General features: G+C 59.8%; 21 protein-coding genes, 1 tRNA gene and 1 pseudogene. 9 read left to right on the forward strand and 14 right to left on the reverse strand.

Annotated features, from left to right (window positions below; translation table 11 throughout):
• Window positions 1-21: 21 nt before the first annotated feature.
• Both argF and ACR0J8_RS01760 read right to left on the reverse strand, forming a co-directional pair.
• Window positions 22-948 carry an ornithine carbamoyltransferase gene (gene argF, locus ACR0J8_RS01755; protein ID WP_170609664.1) on the reverse strand — a complete coding sequence of 309 codons (927 nt, stop codon included), beginning with the start codon at window positions 946-948 and terminating at the stop codon, window positions 22-24.
• 74 nt (window positions 949-1022) lie between these two features.
• Window positions 1023-2210: an acetylornithine transaminase gene (locus ACR0J8_RS01760; RefSeq protein WP_480525536.1), complete on the reverse strand. Its 1188-nt coding sequence runs from the start codon at window positions 2208-2210 to the stop codon at window positions 1023-1025.
• 293 nt (window positions 2211-2503) lie between these two features.
• On the opposite strand from ACR0J8_RS01760, the gene ACR0J8_RS01765 reads away from it, so the two are divergent.
• Entirely contained in the window at window positions 2504-3382 is an 879-nt protein-coding gene (locus tag ACR0J8_RS01765) for a DMT family transporter (RefSeq protein WP_480888788.1), read from the forward strand.
• 123 nt (window positions 3383-3505) lie between these two features.
• A complete protein-coding gene (locus tag ACR0J8_RS01770) occupies window positions 3506-4741 on the forward strand; it encodes an MFS transporter (protein WP_480888789.1) in 1236 nt (411 codons plus the stop codon).
• On the opposite strand, the gene ACR0J8_RS01775 is transcribed toward ACR0J8_RS01770, so the two are convergent.
• Entirely contained in the window at window positions 4738-5541 is an 804-nt protein-coding gene (locus tag ACR0J8_RS01775) for an ABC transporter permease (RefSeq protein ID WP_480525738.1), read from the reverse strand. The genes ACR0J8_RS01770 and ACR0J8_RS01775 overlap by 4 nt on opposite strands.
• A gap of 126 nt (window positions 5542-5667) precedes the next feature.
• On the opposite strand from ACR0J8_RS01775, the gene ACR0J8_RS01780 reads away from it, so the two are divergent.
• Both ACR0J8_RS01780 and ACR0J8_RS01785 read left to right on the forward strand, forming a co-directional pair.
• Window positions 5668-6243 carry a GcrA family cell cycle regulator gene (locus ACR0J8_RS01780; RefSeq protein WP_170610884.1) on the forward strand — a complete coding sequence of 192 codons (576 nt, stop codon included), beginning with the start codon at window positions 5668-5670 and terminating at the stop codon, window positions 6241-6243.
• A gap of 5 nt (window positions 6244-6248) precedes the next feature.
• Window positions 6249-6893 (forward strand): NUDIX hydrolase, encoded by a 645-nt coding sequence (locus tag ACR0J8_RS01785; protein WP_480888791.1) that lies wholly within the window; start codon window positions 6249-6251, stop codon window positions 6891-6893.
• A gap of 19 nt (window positions 6894-6912) precedes the next feature.
• On the opposite strand, the gene ACR0J8_RS01790 is transcribed toward ACR0J8_RS01785, so the two are convergent.
• The 7 genes from ACR0J8_RS01790 to ACR0J8_RS01820 all read right to left on the reverse strand — a co-directional run bounded on the left by ACR0J8_RS01790 (window position 6913) and on the right by ACR0J8_RS01820 (window position 11222).
• Window positions 6913-8043: an energy transducer TonB family protein gene (locus ACR0J8_RS01790; RefSeq protein ID WP_480525531.1), complete on the reverse strand. Its 1131-nt coding sequence runs from the start codon at window positions 8041-8043 to the stop codon at window positions 6913-6915.
• Window positions 8040-8417 (reverse strand): ExbD/TolR family protein, encoded by a 378-nt coding sequence (locus ACR0J8_RS01795; protein ID WP_480525529.1) that lies wholly within the window; start codon window positions 8415-8417, stop codon window positions 8040-8042. The genes ACR0J8_RS01790 and ACR0J8_RS01795 overlap by 4 nt, the downstream gene beginning before the upstream one ends.
• Window positions 8418-8421: 4 nt before the next feature.
• A complete protein-coding gene (locus tag ACR0J8_RS01800; RefSeq protein WP_480525527.1) occupies window positions 8422-8748 on the reverse strand; it encodes an ExbD/TolR family protein in 327 nt (108 codons plus the stop codon).
• A 31-nt stretch (window positions 8749-8779) separates the two neighbouring features.
• Window positions 8780-9445 carry a MotA/TolQ/ExbB proton channel family protein gene (locus ACR0J8_RS01805; RefSeq protein WP_170609650.1) on the reverse strand — a complete coding sequence of 222 codons (666 nt, stop codon included), beginning with the start codon at window positions 9443-9445 and terminating at the stop codon, window positions 8780-8782.
• The gene (locus ACR0J8_RS01810) at window positions 9442-9876 is read right to left on the reverse strand and encodes a hypothetical protein (RefSeq protein WP_480525525.1); all 435 of its coding nucleotides are present in this window, start codon (window positions 9874-9876) and stop codon (window positions 9442-9444) included. Before ACR0J8_RS01810 ends, ACR0J8_RS01805 begins: the two co-directional genes overlap by 4 nt.
• Window positions 9877-10074: 198 nt before the next feature.
• Window positions 10075-10653, reverse strand: coding sequence for a PA14 domain-containing protein (locus ACR0J8_RS01815; protein ID WP_480525524.1), 579 nt, complete (start codon window positions 10651-10653; stop codon window positions 10075-10077).
• A 116-nt stretch (window positions 10654-10769) separates the two neighbouring features.
• On the reverse strand, window positions 10770-11222 hold the full coding sequence (locus ACR0J8_RS01820) for an Lrp/AsnC family transcriptional regulator (protein WP_170609644.1): 453 nt from the start codon (window positions 11220-11222) through the stop codon (window positions 10770-10772).
• 73 nt (window positions 11223-11295) lie between these two features.
• On the opposite strand from ACR0J8_RS01820, the gene ACR0J8_RS01825 reads away from it, so the two are divergent.
• A complete protein-coding gene (locus ACR0J8_RS01825) occupies window positions 11296-11892 on the forward strand; it encodes a LysE family translocator (protein ID WP_480888795.1) in 597 nt (198 codons plus the stop codon).
• A 1-nt stretch (window position 11893) separates the two neighbouring features.
• Here the strand turns inward: ACR0J8_RS01825 and ACR0J8_RS01830 are convergent, their stop codons facing one another.
• Complete coding sequence (locus ACR0J8_RS01830; RefSeq protein ID WP_480888796.1) at window positions 11894-12727, reverse strand: AraC family transcriptional regulator; 834 nt, start codon at window positions 12725-12727, stop codon at window positions 11894-11896.
• A gap of 600 nt (window positions 12728-13327) precedes the next feature.
• Between ACR0J8_RS01830 and ACR0J8_RS01835 the strand changes: the two genes are divergently transcribed.
• Complete coding sequence (locus tag ACR0J8_RS01835; RefSeq protein WP_480888798.1) at window positions 13328-14290, forward strand: acetyl-CoA carboxylase carboxyltransferase subunit alpha; 963 nt, start codon at window positions 13328-13330, stop codon at window positions 14288-14290.
• A gap of 4 nt (window positions 14291-14294) precedes the next feature.
• On the opposite strand, the gene ACR0J8_RS01840 is transcribed toward ACR0J8_RS01835, so the two are convergent.
• From ACR0J8_RS01840 to ACR0J8_RS01850, 3 genes are all read right to left on the reverse strand, one after another.
• Window positions 14295-15425, reverse strand: a complete 1131-nt coding sequence (locus tag ACR0J8_RS01840) for a lytic murein transglycosylase (protein ID WP_480525519.1) — start codon at window positions 15423-15425, stop codon at window positions 14295-14297.
• Window positions 15426-15549: 124 nt separating this feature from the next.
• Complete coding sequence (locus tag ACR0J8_RS01845; RefSeq protein WP_170609635.1) at window positions 15550-16197, reverse strand: GntR family transcriptional regulator; 648 nt, start codon at window positions 16195-16197, stop codon at window positions 15550-15552.
• Window positions 16198-16227: 30 nt separating this feature from the next.
• Window positions 16228-16923, reverse strand: a complete 696-nt coding sequence (locus tag ACR0J8_RS01850; protein ID WP_480525516.1) for a M48 family metallopeptidase — start codon at window positions 16921-16923, stop codon at window positions 16228-16230.
• A 100-nt stretch (window positions 16924-17023) separates the two neighbouring features.
• On the opposite strand from ACR0J8_RS01850, the gene ACR0J8_RS01855 reads away from it, so the two are divergent.
• The 3 genes and pseudogenes from ACR0J8_RS01855 to ACR0J8_RS01865 all read left to right on the forward strand — a co-directional run.
• The gene (locus ACR0J8_RS01855) at window positions 17024-17341 is read left to right on the forward strand and encodes a TIGR02300 family protein (RefSeq protein ID WP_170609631.1); all 318 of its coding nucleotides are present in this window, start codon (window positions 17024-17026) and stop codon (window positions 17339-17341) included.
• A 146-nt stretch (window positions 17342-17487) separates the two neighbouring features.
• A tRNA-Ala gene (locus ACR0J8_RS01860) sits at window positions 17488-17563 on the forward strand.
• A gap of 306 nt (window positions 17564-17869) precedes the next feature.
• Window positions 17870-18322 (forward strand): annotated as a pseudogene (locus ACR0J8_RS01865) (IS5 family transposase); the annotation flags it as partial.

The raw sequence follows: 18322 nt of genomic DNA on the forward strand, positions 1-18322 counted from the left end.
CCCAGTTATTGCCTTTAGGCGTCAGACACCCAGACACCAGCGCATGACCGCCTTTTGCGCGTGAAGACGGTTTTCGGCCTCATCAAAAATGACCGAGTTCGGGCCATCCATAACCTCGGACGTGGCTTCCTCTTCCCGGTGCGCCGGCAGGCAATGCATGAACAACGCGTCGGGTTTGGCGTGGGCCATCAGTTCGGCATTGACCTGATAGGGGCGCAGCAGGTTGTGACGGCGTTCCTTGGCAGACTGGGAATCGTGCATCGAGACCCAGGTGTCGGCGACCACCAGATCGGCACCTTCAACCGCTTTGTAGGGATCACGTTCGACCACGATCTTCGAGCCCTTTTGGCGGGCAAAGCCCATGAACTCTTCTTCCGGATCGAATTGAGCGGGTCCCGTGAACGTCAGATCGAAGCCGAACTGGCCTGCAGCATGCAGGAACGAAGCACACACATTGTTGCCGTCGCCTGTCCAGACCACCTTTTTGCCAGCGATGGGGCCGCGGTGTTCTTCAAACGTCAAGACGTCCGCCATGATCTGGCAGGGATGGGTGCGGTCAGTCAGACCGTTAATGACGGGGACATCCGAGTATTCGGCCATTTCGGTCAGGATGGTTTCGTCAAAGGTCCGGATCATGATCATGTCCACGTAGCGCGATAGCACACGGGCGGTGTCGGCGATGGTTTCTCCATGGCCCAATTGCATATCCTTGCCGGACAGAACCATGGTCTGCCCGCCCATCTGGCGCACGCCCACATCAAACGACACGCGGGTTCGGGTCGAAGGCTTTTCGAAGATCAGCGCGACCATGCGATCCTTGAGCGGCTGTTCATCGTCATGAGCCGCCTTGGGGCGGCCGAGGCGCGCCTTCTTCATGGCGTCGGCTTGATCGATCATGCTGCGCAGGGCTGCCGCATCGGTTTTATGGATGTCGAGAAAATGGTTCATTTCATTTCGCTTTTGGCTGTCGGACGCCGGGGGCCAGCCCCCGGACCCCCGGAGTATTTGGGAAAAGATGAAGATCAGGCGGTTGCGAGACTGGCTTCGACCTGTCGGGCGGCTTTTTCCAGGCGGATCATGGCCTGCGCGATATCGTCCTCGGTCAGCGTGAGCGGTGGCAGGAGGCGAATGACGTTATCGGCAGCGGGTACGGTGATGACCGCGTTGTCATAGCCGGCATTCACCACGTCGGTGTTTGTCGGCTTGCATTTGAGGCCCAGCATCAGACCGGCACCGCGCACTTCTTCGAACACGTCAGGATGATTGGCGATCAGGCTTTCGAGTTTCTGGCGCAGCAGGCCGGCCTTGCGATTCACGCCTTCGAGGAAGGCCGGTGTGGCGACCTGATCGATCACTGCACAGCCTACCGCGCAACCCAGCGGGTTGCCGCCATAGGTGGACCCATGTGTGCCCGCTGTCATGCCGTTCGCCGCATCCTCGGTTGCCAGCACGGCACCCAGCGGGAAGCCCCCTCCTATACCCTTGGCAACCAACATGATATCAGGCGTAATACCCGCCCATTCATGAGCAAAGAGCTTTCCGGTACGGCCGACACCGCATTGCACTTCGTCCAGGATCAGCAGGATTCCGTTATCGTTGCAGATCTGGCGCAGCGCCTTGAGCTCCGCATCCGGAACCGGGCGAATGCCCCCTTCGCCCTGAACGGGTTCGATCATGATCGCGGCTGTATGTTCGGTGATGGCGTTTGTGACACCGTCCAGATCGCCGAAGGCTACATGAACGAAACCGGGCAGCAGCGGACCGAAGCCCTTGGTCATCTTCTCGGACCCTGCGGCGGCAATACCTGCCGAGGAACGCCCGTGAAAAGATCCCTCGAAGGTAATGATCTCGATCCGGTCCGGCTGATCTTTGTCATAGAAGTGCTTCCGAGCCATCTTGACGGCCAGTTCACAGGCTTCGGTACCGGAATTGGTGAAGAATACGGTATCCGCGAATGTGTGTTCGACCAGTTTGTCGGCCAGCGCCTGCTGTTGAGGGATCTGGTACAGGTTCGAAACATGCCACAACGCGTGCGCCTGATCCGTCAGAGCCGCAACCAGTGCCGGATGCGCGTGCCCCAGCGCGTTCACCGCGATCCCGGCGCCGAGGTCCAGAAAACGTCGGCCGTCCGCCTCGGTCAGCCAGGCACCTTCGCCTTTCACGAATGAAAGCGGTGCGCGATTGTAGGTCGGCAGAACGGACGGGATCATCGGATCATCCTTTTCAGATTGGTTAAGCCCCGTGAGTGATACACGAAGGCCGGTTTCGTCAACTGATTTGGTGGAGATTGCGCTGATTTGAACAGCACAAAGGATCAACAGGGCCGGTTACGCCGTCAGGCGTCGGCGTCGGAGGCGCAGGATATGTGCGTGTTTGATCATGCGGGCCGTATAGCGGGACCTTCGGTTTCTGAAAACCCCGAAATTGAGTGGACCGCATAATTTCACTCTGACACAAGCATTTGGCACTTGTCATTTCGCCCTGCGTCGCGCACCGCTGAACCATGACCCCGGCGCGCCAGAACCCTGCCCTTGCGGCTTTTCTCATCTTTGTTGCAAGCGCGCTGATCGCGGGCACAACACTGCTGGCCAAGGCGCTGGGCACCGATACGCTTGGTCCGGCGCTTCATCCGATGCAGATCAGCCATGGGCGGTTTCTGTTTGCCTTTGTCGTGATCATCAGCGCGGTCGTCGCGCTGCGTCCGAATCTGCGGCGACCGCATTGGGGGCTGCATGTCGGGCGGACCAGCTTTGGCTGGTTGGGGGTCACGCTGATGTTTGCCTCGGTCGCGTATATTCCAATAGCGGATGCGACTGCGATTTCCTTCCTGAACCCCGTCTTTGCGATGATGCTCGCCATCCCACTTCTGAAAGAGTCGGTCGGTCCCTGGCGCTGGCTGGCGGCAGCGGTGGCCCTGACAGGCGCGCTGATCCTGTTGCGCCCCACGCCGGCCAGTTTTCAGCCCGCAGCGCTTTTGGCGCTGACGGCGGCTCCTGTGATCGGGATGGAGCTGATATTTATCAAGAAACTCTCGGGTCGTGAAATTCCGATCCAGATTCTGCTGGTGAACAACTCTATCGGGCTGGGCATCGCAACGGTTGCAGTAGTTGCGGTTTGGCAGCCGCCCACCCCTGCACAATGGGTCGCTCTGGCGGGGATCGGTGGGCTCATGGCCTGTGCGCAGGCCTGTTTTGTCAACGGTATGGCCAGGGCTGACGCCTCATTCGTGGTGCCGATCAGCTACGCGACCCTGATCTTTGCCGCCCTGTACGATTTTGCTGTTTTTGGCGTGATTCCGGATGCGGTCAGCTTGGCAGGCTCGGCCATCATCCTGACCGGCGCCCTGATTCTGGTCTGGCGCGAGGCTCGCGCGCGGCAATAAAAATATCCGGAAACTGCCAACGTTTTTGGCCCGAGGGCGACCTCGGTGTCGCAAATCTTCACGACACCTGATCCGAGACCCGCATTCTGGTCGAAGTTGTTTGTTGTTTAGAGAGATTACGCGATGCACGAACGCCGAATCCCGGAATGGGTCCGCCATGCTCCTGCCCCGTCGGTTCGCGAGTTCGGACTGCTTGCGGGTTTTGAGGCGATTGTTCGCGGCATTCTGATTTCGGTCTTTCCGCTGGTGATGTATCGCGCGCTGGGCGACGCGTCTTCGGTTTCCGTTGTGTATTTTCTGGTGGGGATCGTGTCACTGACGGCCGGTCTGATGGTGCCATTCATCATTCGCTTCATTCCGCGGCGCTGGGCGTACACCATCGGCTGCGTGATGTTCATGGTCAGCGCTGTTCTGGCCATCAAGGGCAGCCCGACCGCCGTGGTGACTGCCTTGGCCATAAACACGGTGGCGACAGTTGTGACATTTGTCTGCTTCAACGCTTACGTGCTGGATTACATCAGCAAAATCGAACTTGGACGCTGTGAAACCAGCCGCATGTTTTACAGCGCGCTGGGCTGGACTGGCGGACCGATGGCCGGCGTATTGCTGATGGAACTATGGGCACCAGCGCCTTTCGTGATCAGCGCGGTCGCCTCTTTTGGCATGCTGATCCTGTTCTGGAGCATGCGCCTGGGCAATGGCAAACTGATCACCAAAGCACGCGGACCGGCAACGAATCCACTGGCGTTTCTGCCTCGTTTCTTCTCCCAGCCCCGGCTGGTGGCCGGATATCTGTTTGCGATGATCCGCTCGTGCGGCTGGTGGATCTATGTGGTCTACCTGCCAATCTTTGCCATTCAGAACGGGCTGGGTGAACAGCTTGGCGGCATTCTGCTGTCGGGAACCAATGCAATGCTGTTTGTCGCCCCATTGATTCTGCGCTGGGTCCAGGCGCGGTCTTTGCGGGCTGCGGTTCGGACGGGTTTTGCCGCCTGTGGGGTCTGTTTCGTCATCGCCGGGGCGGTGGCGGGATGGCCCACCGTGTCGGTTGCGGCGCTGGTTTTGGGGTCGGTCTGGCTGATCGTGCTGGATATCTGCGCCGGGTTGCCATTTCTGATGGCCGTGAAACCGTCGGAGCGGACCGAGATGTCTGCTATCTATTCCAGCTATCGGGACGTATCGGGCATTCTGACGCCGGGCGTGGCCTCACTGGTACTTCTGGCTACGCCGGTTGCAGGCGTGTTTGCGGCCGGCGGCGGTGCCCTGTTTGGGGCATGGGCGGTAGCTGCACGGTTGCACCCCAGGCTGGGACGACCCCGGGTCCCGTTGCAGCCGGGTGCGCTGGCCGAAGCCGCCTAGGCCTTTAGCCGATACCCTGTTCGCAGCATCTGCCAGGTCAGCGCGCCTATCAGGCCCGTCGCGCCTGCGCAGACGGCCATGCCCAGCCACGGCGAACTGTCGGACACGCCGATCATCCCGTAACGCAACCCGTCAATCAGATAAAAGACGGGATTCAGATGGCTCAGGCGGTTTAGCACCGGTGGCAAGGCTTCGACCGAGTAGAAGGTGCCCGACAAAAAGGCCAACGGTGTGACAATGAAATTGGTGATCGCCGCCATCTGGTCGAATTTGTTGGCGAAAATTCCGGCAAGCAGCCCGAGTGCCCCCATGAAAGCGCCGCCAAGCAGCACAAAAATCAGCGCTGTCAGCGGATGTTGCGGCACCAGCCCCAGGACCACTGCCAGCGCGATGGCGACAACGCAGGCAATCAATAGCCCCCTAGCGATGCCACCGGCCAGATAGCCCAGCAAAATCTCCAGCGGCGAAAGCGGAGGCATCAGAGTGTCGACAATGTTTCCCTGCACCTTGGCGATCACCATCGAGGATGATGTGTTGGCAAAGGCGTTCTGAATGACTGTCATCATCATGATTCCGGGGGCCAGGAAGGTCAGGAACGGCGCACCCATCACGTCCGGCCTGCCTGGGCCGATAGCGATATTGAAGATCAGCAGGAACAACCCCGCGGTCACCAGCGGGGCCAGCAAAGTCTGCGTCCACACCGCCAGAAAGCGCAGGGTCTCGCGCTGCGCCAGCGTGTAAAGGCCCATCCAGTTCACTACTCCGAAATGGCGCGTATTCTGATCTGCGGGAATTTGCATCATCTGACCTCAACCTGATTCGAAGACAGCTTGTAACTCGGGCTGCAGTGATTAAAATAGGGGGCTGATACGAATTCCCAAGGCGGCCCGAATCCGGGGCCGCTTTCCGCTTTTGAAAGGCAAATGATGTCCTGGACTGACGAGCGTGTAGAACTACTGAAGAAGATGTGGGGCGAGGGCCAGTCGGCCAGCCAGATCGCCAAGGAACTGGGTGGTGTGACCCGCAACGCCGTGATCGGCAAGGTGCACCGTCTGGGCCTGTCGAACCGGACCACGGGCGCGGCACCGGCCAAGGCTGAACCCAAGGAAAAACCAGCCCCCGAACCAAAGGCGGAAGCCAAGCAAAAACCTGCACCGAAGACCGAACCGGCACGCCCGGCCCCTGCCCCGGCAGCCGAAGCCAAGCCCGCCATTCCGGCCCGTCGTCAGATCATCCCGGCCGGTCAGCCCCTGCCGCCGCAACCGTCGGCCAACGAGATCAGCCCCGAAGCGCTGGCCAAGGTCAACGAGGTCGAAAAGAAGGCCAAAAAGCTGACTTTGATGGAACTGACCGAGAAAACCTGCAAATGGCCGGTCGGCGACCCCGCAACCGAAGATTTCTGGTTCTGCGGTCTGCCGGTTGAACAGGGCAAACCCTATTGCGAGGCGCATGTGGGCGTGGCCTTTCAACCCATGAGCGCCCGCCGCGACCGCCGTCGCTGACCGGGATGCGCCAGGATCCGACCGCGCTGGAGGATACCTGGCTTGCGCGGGCGAAACGTCTGCTGGCGCTGTCCGAGACCGGGCAGCACTTTACCACGGACGGTTTTGACCGCGAACGCTATGACGAGATCGCCGCTTTGGCGCGCGCCATGCTGGCTGATCTTGGCCACGTCCCGCTGTCACGGATCGAAGGGCTGATATCCGACCATACAGGCGGTTACGCAACGCCCAGCATTGATATTCGCGGCGCAATTATTCGCGACGGCCGAATCCTTCTGGTCCGTGAACGCAGCGACGGACGATGGGCGATGCCGGGCGGTTTTGCTGATATCGGCAGTTCCCCGGCGGAAAACATTGAACGCGAAGTCTGGGAAGAGGCCGGACTGCGGGTCCGCGCACGTCAGCTTTACGCGCTGCGACACAAGGCACGCCACCCGTATCCGGCGGACATACGAGATTTCTACAAACTGTTCTTTCTGTGCGAGGAAAGCAGCGTCACAGCACCAAAACCCGGCATGGAAACAAGTGAGGTCGCGTTTTTTGCGCCCCAGGATCTTCCGGAGCTGTCTTTGGTTCGGAATCTGCGGTCAGATATCGAAGCCGCATTTACGGCACTCACGAACGGGTCGACTGTCACCCTGTTCGATTGACATCAACTTCCCACCGTAATCAGTTGTTCTGGTAGAAGAATGACAGCTTGCGGCTGGTTCCGCTGGGCGGGCGTGGGAACGGTGCAGCGCGCCTGACCTGTTCGCGGGCCGCGCGTTCAACTTCGAGCGAGCCGGAACTGTCCACGATTTCGACCCAGGCCAGTGAACCGTCGGGATCGATCTGGAAAAACACCTGCGCAAAACCTCGGGCCGAAACAAACACAACCGGTGCGCGATTCAGATGTACCAGAACCTGCCCGGCATAGTTGGTTACATCGGAGTTCCCAGGCCCGCGCCCGCCCGAACGCGATCCCCCGCTGCCCTGCCTGAACCTATCGATGCCTTCGCGGCGATAAACGGTCAAAGGCGAATCGACTACCTGATCAGGAAAGCGCAAGTCGCTGAAATCCCTCGATCCCTTCAATACACCTTGCCGTTCCGTTGTTGGTCGCCGGTCCGGAAGGCGTGGCCTGATTGAGGTGGTCACGGCGAGCTCTGAATCTTCAGATTCTTCCACTGTTTCCGCCGCTTCCGGTATCGGTGACAGAGCGGCGATCTCCGGTTCCACCGCTTCCTGCACGGGTGGAACAATGGCTGTGATCGGCGGGGTGGCGGCCGCTTCGGGTACGACAGGCAGAGCGGCAGGCTGTTCGGGTTCTGCCGCAGCCTCGATTGCATCAGGATCGCCCTGAGGCGCTTCGGCTGCGGTTTCCGCCTCGATGGGATCGGAGTTGGCTTCATCGGCGCTGGGTTTGTCGTCGCCATCGGCTTCTTCGGCAGTAATTGAAGGCTGAACCGGCTCTGCAATCTCTGGCTGAACGATTTCGGCTTCGCCGGTATCAGGGGACGGCACCGGCTTTGGGTCGTTTGAGGCGACCAGCGCCTCGGTGATCGGAACCGGTTCCGTCCGTTCGGGTTCGGGCGGCGTTTCCTCTGGCGACTCGGGCGTTTCAGCAGGCTCGGGTTCGACGGGCTCCGCCACGGGCTCGACCAGGTCCTCGAAGGCATTGCCCATTGCCACCCTGTCAGGCCGGGTATCCGGTGTCTCAGATCCGGGCAGCGCCGGTGTCGTCAGAGTAAGCCCCATCAAGTGAACCATCACCGAAATCGCGATCGCCACGGCGGCAATCAGGGCAGACCCGCGGATCATTCGAGCGCCTGTTCGGTCACGACAAAGACCGATGTTGCCCCCAGACGGCGCAAGGAAGTGGTGATTTCGATCAGGCGCTGACCCTGCGCGTTGCGGTCCGGAACGATCCGTACCGGACCTGCATCATGTGTTTGCATGTAGGCCTCGGCGCTGGATGGAGCACCGCGAAAACTAAGTGTTCCGTCGCTGTGCAGCACCAGCGCGTCGGGTGGTTCGCGCCCGGCCAGATCGGACGTGTTCACCAGTTCAAGATCCCCGTCCATTGGTGGTGCCAGCGTGCCCGTTATCAGAAAGAAAATCAGCATCAGGAAGATGACATTGATCAACGCAATGGTGGAATCACGTTTACGGCTGGGGCGGGCGCGGCGGATCATGGCCTTACTCCAGCACCAGAACGCTGAGGTCTTCACGGCCACGCAGCAGAGCCAGAATATCAACCAGATGCTGTGCTGTGGCGTCGTTGTCCATGCTGATCAGAACCTGACCCGCTTCGACCCGGGCTGCCAGTTCCTCGGGCGTGACCGGCGCGCCGTTCAGTACCAGCCGGGTCGACCCCAATTGCACGAAAGCGCGTTCCGACGGCGCATCCGAGGCCGCCTCACCGCTGGTTGCGCTGCTTAGTTCGATCTCGCCAAAGCGGGAAAAGGTCGAGGACAGCATGAAGAACAACAAAAGCAGGAAAATGACGTCAATGAGTGGCGTCATCGACAATGGGCGTCGGACGAAGGGTGCGGTATTACGCATGTTCGGGCGCGACCGGGGTATGCGCTCTGCCCGTCGCGGCCTGAATGCCCTGCCCCGGAACCAGCACGGTTCGCAGTGCCTTGTCAGCGAACACACGCTCGCGTGCTGTCCGGCTTTCGAACCACGACAACACCATCGAGGTTGGCATAGCGACCGCCAGCCCGACTGCCGTGGTGATCAGCGCAACCCAGATACCGCCAGCCAAAAGCGAGGGATCGACCGAAGCCCCGGCGGATTGCAGGCTCTGGAACGCTTCGATCATACCCAGAACGGTTCCGAACAGCCCCAGCAGCGGCGCAAGTTGCGCAACGGTATCAAGCAGGCGAAAACCCCGCTCTAACCCCGCCAGCGCCAGCCCGGCCTCGGCATCCAGCCGCTCGGACAGGCCCGGTGCATCCGGTGCGTCCATCGCCGCATTCACGAGTGGAGCAAGGTAGCTGTGGCTTTGTGTCAGACGGTCACGCGCAAGCTGCCGATCACCCGCATCCCAGGCCGCTAGCGCCTGAGACAACACCCGATGCCGACCCACGCCGCACGCGGCAAACTGCCAGAGCTTGTACAGCGTGACGGCGAGCGTCAGCACCGACATCACGATCAGGATCGCAACCACCGGCCCACCCAGGGCCACGATCTCGCGCAGCGCAACCAGCGGGCTCATCCCAGTAGCTCCACGTCGACACGGCTGCCAAGCGTCAGCGTTTCCCGGCATATGTCGCTTTCTGCCCCGTTGACCTGACAGGAATTCGTACCGTTGAAAAGAACCTGACCGATCTTCTCGCAGGACAATCCGGAAAGGTTGAACTGGCGCACGCGCATACGGCCCTCGGGAAGGTCCCTCAGAAGCAGAAGCGTCAGGCGATCCACGCCTCCGGAGGTGTCGAAAATCACGGCTTCAAACGAAACAGCGTCAACACCTTGCCCCGTGTCATTTCGCACCACGAAAGTCATCTGGCAGGCGTCATCAATATCCTGAAGTGTGTTGAGTTCGACAAACAGTTCCGCCGCAGAGTTTTCATCAGATTGCGCCAGCGCCACAGCCGGCAGCATTCCCAGAAAGAGCCCGGCTAGCGCGAGACGTCGAATTAACATGTGCGGGCTCCCGAAGGTTCAGCAGTTACTTTGTTGACCCCGAGGATCGCACCCGGGGTGTGGTTTTCATACCCAAGATAGGTGCGATGAAAAAGACTTGCAGGCGGCCTTGTGAAAATTCGTGCATTTTTTGGGAATAGCCCGACATGCCCGATCAAACAGACCTGTTGGGCCAACCGACTGTTGCCCCGCTTGGCGTCAGCGCCCGAATGCGCTGTTCGGGGTCCATTTCATTTTTTCACCCGCTTTGCCCCATTTCATCATCAGGCAGGATGTTCCGTATTTCTGGAAATACTTAATATTCAGCGGGTACCACCCGGCCTTTGGCACTTCGACCTCGGTGCGCTGGTTGGCTTCGCAGCCCTGGCGTCCGTTGACATATCCGATCTGTTGACCGCCGACATAGGCGTCAATTCCATCGTTGGACCAGGTTTCCAACTCGTAAATGCCGGGCGAGTCAAAACGGATAAAACCGGTAATCTCCGCCGCCACATTATAGGCTTCGTTGAAAGTCATGACAGGATCACCATCCGATGTGTCACGGTAATCCAGTCCCCTCAAAGGCGGACCCGCCTTGGCCTTTTTCAACAGGAAACCAACTTTGGCGAGGTTCTGAATCTTGCGCGGCGGATTCCCCTCCCATGCGTATTTCACGTTCAGTCCCGCCTTCGCGTTGGGCTGTGGGTTTGCGGGTTGCAGTTTCAATGGCGCGGACATGGCCGTGCTGCCGATTACTGCCGCGACTGTGGCCAGCGCACCGATCCGAAAGAGTTTCATGGTCTTCTCCCTGAGTGTGGTCCTTTGGGGTTTCTCCCCTTCCGACCTTTTTATTGCGAAGACACTAGGACGTGAAAATTCACCTCGCAAGTCGGTTGAAGTTCACAATCTCAACGTCAGGCCCTTACGTCCTTTGGTGAATCCATTACAACATAGGACGTAATTGAGGTCACATGCGGCAGGGTTCCCAGCACCTCGGTATGGAAAGTCTTGTAGGACGGCAGGTCGGCACACTCCACCCGCAGCAGATACTCGATTGTTCCGGTAATATTGTGGCATTCAACCACTTCCGGCGCACGCTGCAATGCGCGCTCGAACCCTTCCTGCGCGGCTTTGGTGTGCTCGCCCAACCCTACGCCGATATAGGCCACAAACCCCACTCCCAGGGCTGCGGGGTTTAGAACCGCCCGATAACCCGTGATGACACCGGCACGTTCCAGCTCCTGCACGCGGCGCAGACAAGCAGATGGCGACAGACCAACACGGTCAGCAAGGTCCAGGTTGCTGATACGACCGTCCCGGGACAGTTCTCGCAATATTTGGCGGTTTATTTCGTCAATCTTGGTCATTGGTTGCAAAACTAATGGAAGCACGCATTAAAACGCAATTTCATTTGCCGGTTTTGCCGCAATTATTCGCTTCATGACCTATGAACTTCTACTCGCCCTGATCGCTTTTGCATTCGTTTCCTCGATCACGCCGGGGCCGAACAACCTGATGTTGATGGCGTCGGGTTCCAATTTCGGGTTCCGGCGCACCGTCCCGCACATGTTGGGGGTCGGGCTGGGCTTTACCTTCATGGTTCTGCTGGTGGGAACCGGGCTGGTTCAGGCCTTCGACCGTTATCCGGTCAGCTATACGATACTCAAAATAGCCTCTGTGATTTATCTGCTGTATCTGGCGTGGAAGATTGCCAATGCCGCGCCGACGCAGGGTCAGGCCGCGAAGGGTACACCAATGACGTTTCTTCAGGCCGCCTCGTTTCAATGGGTCAACCCCAAGGCGTGGGCCATGGCCCTGACAGCAACTGCCGCTTATACGCCGGATCAGACGCTGGGTGCGATCATGGTGGTTGCGCTGGTTTTCGGAGCGGTCAACCTTCCCTCGGTCAGCGTCTGGACCGTACTTGGGCAACAGATGGCGCGCGTTTTAACAAACCCGCGCCGATTGCTGGCCTTCAACTGGACCATGGCGGTGCTGCTGGTGGCCTCGCTTTATCCGGTGCTGTGGCCGAGTTGAGCTATTTCAGTGGCAGACAGATTTCAGTCAGCAGGTCTTCTGGCGCGGTATCGCGCGGATCGTTGAGGTAAATTTCATAGCAAGGCCGATCCGCCGGTTCCTCGCCGGATTCAGGCAGCCAGTTGCCGAACAGGCTGTGATAGGCAGCGTGAATACCTGAATACGGGCCCTTGTAGGTCAGCACAGCGGTATTGCCGCCGGGGATTTCCAGCGCTTCCATACCATCGGGGGTCGCACCACCCCGATGTTCGGCACCGGCATAGCTGCGCAGTTGATCTTCGGGCACGTCATCGGGACTGTCGAGGTAGACCCCGATAACAGGACCCATCTGCGGCCACAGTTGGCGGGATTCGCACAAGGCACCAAAGGCTTCAAAGCTTTTGCCGATCTCGGCATACGCGCCTTTGTGAGGCAGCGCGACAACGCGGCGGGCGGGTTCGGTGCGTGTTGTGACGGGATGCATTGGATATCCTCCGGTTCTGAAATGTGGGTTGGCTGGCAGGCATTGCCCGGCCTTGCGAAAACCGGCGGGGCTGCTGCCATAGGCCTCGGAAAAGGCCCGCGCAAAGGATTTCAGGTTGGGATAGCCGATATCGGTGGCCACCTGCGCAACCGGCTTGTCGGATTGCACCAGCCAGCACGCCGCCCGATGCAACCTGATCCGGCGCACGGCCTGCGCACAGGTCTCGCCCGTGATGGCGCGAAACACACGATGCCAGTGAAACCGCGACATGGCGGCGACGTCGGCCAGTGTGTCCAGTGACAGATCGCCTGCCGGGTGGTCATGAATGTAGGCCAAAACGCGCAGGATGCGATCTTCGTAACTGGCTGCCATCGGTACCCTTCCTTCTTCCTGCCTAACCGGGGTCGCATATTCCGCGACCACAAATCTTGCTGAATTCTCACCAACCAATACACACTGAAACGCTACGATCTTCGCTTGGACCAATCCTGAGCCCGAACGATGGCCCAAAACAATGGACTTGCATGACATGTCTCACTCACTAGTTTGGCCGCGGTTTGGCTGCTTCCGCACTTTTTGACTTCTCGCAGAGAAGCCAAAAACACTCTTCTGCCGACGCAGGGCATGATCCCCGAGCATTTGGCTCAGAACAATCCCAGGACTGACTACCTAATTGAATATCGGCCAAGCTTTGGTCGGAAACTGATCAGCGATCCGTTCAGTGACATTCCGGATGCGATTCATCAACATCCGGGATCCGTCGATGCCACGAGCAATAGTCATATCTCTCGAGCCAAAAACACGGGATGAAAGCGAGAAAGGTGTCTAAATGCTGAAGGCGGGCGCCAATGGCCTTGCGGCTGTGAAACAGCCATACCCGCTACGGATCAGGTTCAGGACCCGGCTTGCCTTGTGTTGCATTCCTCTGGCGGCAAGTTCATATAGCGGGGAACTTCCGCGTTGAGAGGCGTCATGACCCAGTATCTGGATTTCGAAAAACCCCTGGCCGAGATCGAAGGCAAGGCCGAGGAACTGCGCGCGCTGGCCCGTGCCAACGAAGAGATGGACGTGGCTGAAGAAGCTGCTGCTCTGGACGCCAAGGCGGCCAAACTTCTGGATGAACTGTACGGCGATCTGACCCCGTGGCGGAAATGTCAGGTGGCGCGCCACCCGGAACGCCCCCATTGCAACGATTATGTCGACGCGCTGTTTACCGAGTTCACACCCCTGGCCGGTGACCGGAACTTTGCCGACGACCTGGCCGTGATTGGCGGTCTGGCGCGGTTCGACGACCAGCCGGTGATGGTGATCGGGCACGAGAAAGGCTCGGACACCAAGTCCCGGATTGCACGCAATTTCGGCATGGCCCGCCCCGAAGGCTACCGCAAGGCCGTACGTCTGATGGAGATGGCTGGCCGTTTTGGCCTGCCGGTGATTACGCTGATCGACACCGCAGGCGCGTATCCCGGCAAAGGCGCCGAAGAACGCGGCCAGTCCGAAGCAATCGCCCGGTCGACAGAGATGTGTCTGAAAATCGGTGTACCACTGGTCTCGGTCATCATTGGCGAAGGCGGTTCGGGCGGTGCGGTTGCGTTCGCTACGGCAAACCGTGTCGCGATGCTGGAGCATTCGGTCTACTCGGTGATCTCGCCCGAAGGCTGCGCCTCGATCCTGTGGAAGGACTCCGAGAAAATGCGCGAAGCGGCCGAGGCCCTGCGCCTGACCGCGCAGGATCTGCACAAGCTTGGCGTCTGCGATCACATCATCCCCGAGCCCAAGGGCGGTGCCCATCGCGATCGTCCGGCGACAGTCGAGGCAGTGCGCGCATCAATCACGGCCATGCTGGCCGAACTGGCAGGCAAAGACGCAGCGGCCCTGATTAAGGACCGCCGCCAGAAATTCCTCGACATCGGATCGAAAGGGTTGGCGGCCTGAGCCGTCAGCCCCCAAGCCTGCGCAGCAAGTCTGCCGAGGGTGTCCCAGTTACCGCCAGACCACTGGCCCGCTGGTAGTCGCTGATGGCGGCTTCGGACTTCTTGCCGATCACACCATCCGCACCTTCCGTGTCATACCCGGCCGACGTCAAACGACGCTGCAACTCCTTGCGGTCTTCAAGGGTCAGGCCGTTCTCGTCCGGCCCGAACGAGGCCTGAAATGGTGCACCGCCCGCGATCCGGTCGGCCAGATGCCCGACACCAATCGCGTAGCTGTCCGAGTTGTTGTAGCGCTTGATCACCTGAAAATTGCGGAACACCGCGATGCGCGGTCCGGGCGTCTGCGGCTGCAGCACTGCGACAGGTGTGCCTGACACCGTTCCGACCTCGCCACCCCACTTCTGGCCCCGCACCCAACCGGCGCGCGCCAGATAGGCCGCGGTCGAGGCCAGTGAGTCGGTCGGATCGTCCGACCAGATATCCCGTCGCCCGTCACCGGTGAAATCCACCGCGTAAGCCAGATACGACGTCGGAATGAATTGCGTGTGCCCCATCGCCCCGGCCCAGCTGCCGGTCATATTGTCAGGGGTCGTATCGCCGTTCTGCAGGATCTTCATCGCTGCGATCAATTGCTTTTCAAAGAACTCGCCGCGCCGTCCGTCGTAGGCCAGCGTCGACAGTGCCGATACAACGGGCACATCGCCCCGACGCGCGCCATAGCGACTTTCCAGCCCCCAGACCGCCACCACGATTTCACGGTCGACGCCGTATTGGGCTTCAATTTGCGACAAGGTTGCGCCATGGCGCTGCAGCATCTGTTTGCCGGTGCTGATCCGCTCGTCCGAGGCCGCAATGGCCAGATAATCCTCGAGCGAGCGCTTGAACTCGACCTGGTTGCGGTCGCGTTCGATCACGCCGGGCAAATAACCCGCCCCCTGAAACGCACGATTGATTGTGGTCTGCGAAATTCCCTGAGACGCCGCGCGTCCCTTGAACCCGGCAACCCAGGCATCCCAGCCTGCATTGGGCACAGCCTGCATCCGTGTAGCCGGCGCGCGCGCAGGTGAACTGATATCGGAACAGGCGGCCAGCAGCGCCGACCCAAGCCCCGTAGAAAAGGTCCGTCGATTGATCATGTCTGAAATCTGCTCTTGTTGTGGTTTTGGCCAGGGTAACGCAGACCGCGCTTTTGAGCCAGAACCTCGCTGGCCTGCGCCTGTCTCGAATGGGGCAACCGGGATGTCGTCGGCAATAAGCCGCCTAGCTGACCAGCAACCGCAAGCCCTGCGTCACATCGGACCGTACCGCCAGCCGTAATCCTGGCTCATCGCCAGCCTTGAGCGCAGCTATGATCAGCTTGTGGTAGTGTGGCGGCTCTGTGCGCCGTAGCCGCCCATAGAGTGCGCGCATCGTCGGACCCAGTTGCAACCAAACGGTTTCCGCAATTGCCAGCATCGCCGGTGCCTGCGCCCGAAGGTACAAAGTGCGGTGGAACTCAAGATTGGCGCGGATATACCCGACCGCATCCCGTTTGGTTACCATTTCCGCAACCGTCATGTTGATGCTCTGCAGCCGGTCGATCAGCGCCATGTGCGCCCGCGGCAGTGCCCGGCTTGCCAGTTCAACCTCAAGCAGGGCACGCAAGGCCGCCAGTTCCTCGATCCGGTCATTGCCGAGTTCCGGGGTCGACACGCGACCTGACGACGACAGGGTCAGTGCCCCTTCGGCCGCCAATCGGCGCACCGCCTCGCGGGCCGGTGTCATGGATACGCCAAACTCTTTGCCGATCCCGCGCAGGGTCAACGCCTGCCCCGGGGCAATATCCCCATGCATGATACGGGACCTGAGCGTCCGGTAGACGCGGTCGTGCGTTGCGGTCTGGGACTCGGTGGAACGTGTGCTCAACATGCGCCCATGTGATCACAAATATCAGCCGGGTCAACTCGTCCCGGCTTCAAATCGGTATTGATGCAGCCGCGCACCGTTGTCGCGCAACCACCGCCGCTGATCCTTGCAGGGTCCGAAAATCCGCTCGACCTGCGCCCAGAAGGCCGGAGAGTGGTTCATCTCAACCAGATGAGCCACCTCGTGGGCCGCGACATAATGCAAAATTTCTGAAGGTGCCAGAATCAGACGCCACGAGAACATCAGCGCACCGGCGGAACTGCACGATCCCCAGCGTGACCGCGTATCCCGAAGGGTCAGGCTTTTGTAAGAACGACCCAACATGGCGGCATAGTCATCGCAGGCTTCTGTCAACCGGTCGCGCGCGAGTTCCTTGAGGAATCGGGCCAGTCGTCGCCCCTCGGCCCCCGAAGGAACCGCGATCTGGTCGTCATGCATCTGGATCCTTCGCCCCGTCGCGGCAACGATTTTTCGCTCGGACCCTTCGATTGGAAGGAAACCGCCGATTTCCACCGGCGTCCGGCCGGGCTGGTTCTGCAGATGCTGCCGGATCCAGTTTTCCTTTGTGCGGGCGAAACTCAGCGCTTCGGCCTCGGGCACGCCTTGCGGGAAGGTCAGCGTGACCCGCCCGTCCAGTTGGGAAATCCGCAGACTGATCCGCCGTGCCCGCGCCGACTTGCGCAATGTCAAAGGCACCGGAGGCGTCCCGGGCAATGCATGTTTCCCCATATCCCAACTTCTCCTGCGCAAAGGCTTTGACAGTGCCCGCCGCATGTGGCACGTGACCTGAATCGTTGATACGACTCACCTGATATCAAGGGGATTTGACATGCCCAAGGAAGAATGGGGCGTAAAGCGCGTTTGCCCGACCACTGGCAAGCGGTTTTATGACCTGAACAAGGACCCGATCGTAAGCCCCTACACCGGCGAGATCGTGGTTATGGAAACCGGCAAAAGCCGGATGATCGCCGCCGACGCCGAGGATGCTGCATCCGCCAAGGCGCGTGAATCGCAGTCTGACGATGACATCGCTCTGGACGATGACGTCGATGTCGATCTGGACGATGATCTGCTGGATGATGACGATGACAATGACAACGTGTCGCTGGACGACATCACTGACATGTCATCGGAAGACGAAAACTGATTTCGTCCCGAGGCGGCCCCCGGCCGCCTCGTTTCATTTTTGCGGATCAGCAAGACGGCAAAAATTTTGCAAAACCGATTTTTTGGACTTGCACTATCCGGCACCGTCTCATAAACGTCCGTCCACCGCACAGGCGGTACCTGCATGGGGCCTTAGCTCAGTTGGGAGAGCGCTTGCATGGCATGCAAGAGGTCAGGGGTTCGACTCCCCTAGGCTCCACCAGAAAACCCTCCCGCAAAATCAAACGTTTGGGCGCTGATCAGCCGTTGGTCCCCTGACCTCATAGCACCCGGAATTCTGCGTGGGTGCTAGCTGGGTGCTATCCAATCAGGCGCGGAAAAGCCCGGCCTGCCAAACAACCAACGATGGCCAGCCTCGTGACGAATTGGCCAAATTGCCCGATCACCCAGCCGGTTTACCCTTCGATGCGGCCAGCCACTTCTGGAACCGGGCGCGTGCTATCTAGGGTCAGGACCCATTGATTTCCAGCGGTCGGCATGATTCACGGCTGAAAAACGAGCGGTGAACATGTCTGATCTTTTCTGGTTGACCGACGCGCAGATGGCGCGTCTTGAGCCCTTCTTTCCCAAGTCTCACGGTAAGCCGCGTGTCGATGACCGGCGTGTGTTGAGCGGGATAATCTTGATCAACCGCAATGGTTTGCGATGGCGCGATGCTCCCGCTGTCTATGGTCCTCACAAGACGCTCTACAATCGCTGGAAGCGATGGAGCGACAAGGGCGTTTTTGCCCGGATGATGGCCGGTCTCGCTGCCGGGCACGGCGAGAAGAAGACCGTGATGATCGACGCGACTTATCTCAAAGCCCACCGGACAGCGACCAGCATGGGCGTCAAAAAGGGGGGCGTGGACGCCTGATTGGTCGGACGAAAGGCGGCATGAATACCAAGCTGCACGCTATTTGCGATAGCCAGGGCCGGCCGCTCAACCTGTTCGTCACCGCCGGTCAGGTCAGCGACTACA

The organism is Ruegeria sp. N11, assembly GCF_056531525.1.

Excerpts from the sequence above, each read along its gene's own strand:
- ACR0J8_RS01765 (WP_480888788.1), top strand. The coding sequence starts at position 2,504 with ATGACCCCGGCGCGCCAGAACCCTGCCCTTGCGGCTTTTCTCATCTTT.
- ACR0J8_RS01790 (WP_480525531.1), bottom strand. The coding sequence starts at position 8,043 with ATGATCCGCGGGTCTGCCCTGATTGCCGCCGTGGCGATCGCGATTTCG.
- ACR0J8_RS01850 (WP_480525516.1), bottom strand. The coding sequence starts at position 16,923 with ATGGGGAAACATGCATTGCCCGGGACGCCTCCGGTGCCTTTGACATTG.
- ACR0J8_RS01760 (WP_480525536.1), bottom strand. The coding sequence starts at position 2,210 with ATGATCCCGTCCGTTCTGCCGACCTACAATCGCGCACCGCTTTCATTC.
- ACR0J8_RS01770 (WP_480888789.1), top strand. The coding sequence starts at position 3,506 with ATGCACGAACGCCGAATCCCGGAATGGGTCCGCCATGCTCCTGCCCCG.
- argF (WP_170609664.1), bottom strand. The coding sequence starts at position 948 with ATGAACCATTTTCTCGACATCCATAAAACCGATGCGGCAGCCCTGCGC.
- ACR0J8_RS01840 (WP_480525519.1), bottom strand. The coding sequence starts at position 15,425 with ATGATCAATCGACGGACCTTTTCTACGGGGCTTGGGTCGGCGCTGCTG.
- ACR0J8_RS01780 (WP_170610884.1), top strand. The coding sequence starts at position 5,668 with ATGTCCTGGACTGACGAGCGTGTAGAACTACTGAAGAAGATGTGGGGC.
- ACR0J8_RS01805 (WP_170609650.1), bottom strand. The coding sequence starts at position 9,445 with ATGAGCCCGCTGGTTGCGCTGCGCGAGATCGTGGCCCTGGGTGGGCCG.
- ACR0J8_RS01795 (WP_480525529.1), bottom strand. The coding sequence starts at position 8,417 with ATGATCCGCCGCGCCCGCCCCAGCCGTAAACGTGATTCCACCATTGCG.
- ACR0J8_RS01785 (WP_480888791.1), top strand. The coding sequence starts at position 6,249 with ATGCGCCAGGATCCGACCGCGCTGGAGGATACCTGGCTTGCGCGGGCG.
- ACR0J8_RS01845 (WP_170609635.1), bottom strand. The coding sequence starts at position 16,197 with ATGTTGAGCACACGTTCCACCGAGTCCCAGACCGCAACGCACGACCGC.
- ACR0J8_RS01855 (WP_170609631.1), top strand. The coding sequence starts at position 17,024 with ATGCCCAAGGAAGAATGGGGCGTAAAGCGCGTTTGCCCGACCACTGGC.
- ACR0J8_RS01830 (WP_480888796.1), bottom strand. The coding sequence starts at position 12,727 with ATGGCAGCCAGTTACGAAGATCGCATCCTGCGCGTTTTGGCCTACATT.
- ACR0J8_RS01835 (WP_480888798.1), top strand. The coding sequence starts at position 13,328 with ATGACCCAGTATCTGGATTTCGAAAAACCCCTGGCCGAGATCGAAGGC.
- ACR0J8_RS01810 (WP_480525525.1), bottom strand. The coding sequence starts at position 9,876 with ATGTTAATTCGACGTCTCGCGCTAGCCGGGCTCTTTCTGGGAATGCTG.
- ACR0J8_RS01800 (WP_480525527.1), bottom strand. The coding sequence starts at position 8,748 with ATGACGCCACTCATTGACGTCATTTTCCTGCTTTTGTTGTTCTTCATG.
- ACR0J8_RS01820 (WP_170609644.1), bottom strand. The coding sequence starts at position 11,222 with ATGACCAAGATTGACGAAATAAACCGCCAAATATTGCGAGAACTGTCC.
- ACR0J8_RS01775 (WP_480525738.1), bottom strand. The coding sequence starts at position 5,541 with ATGCAAATTCCCGCAGATCAGAATACGCGCCATTTCGGAGTAGTGAAC.
- ACR0J8_RS01825 (WP_480888795.1), top strand. The coding sequence starts at position 11,296 with ATGACCTATGAACTTCTACTCGCCCTGATCGCTTTTGCATTCGTTTCC.
- ACR0J8_RS01815 (WP_480525524.1), bottom strand. The coding sequence starts at position 10,653 with ATGAAACTCTTTCGGATCGGTGCGCTGGCCACAGTCGCGGCAGTAATC.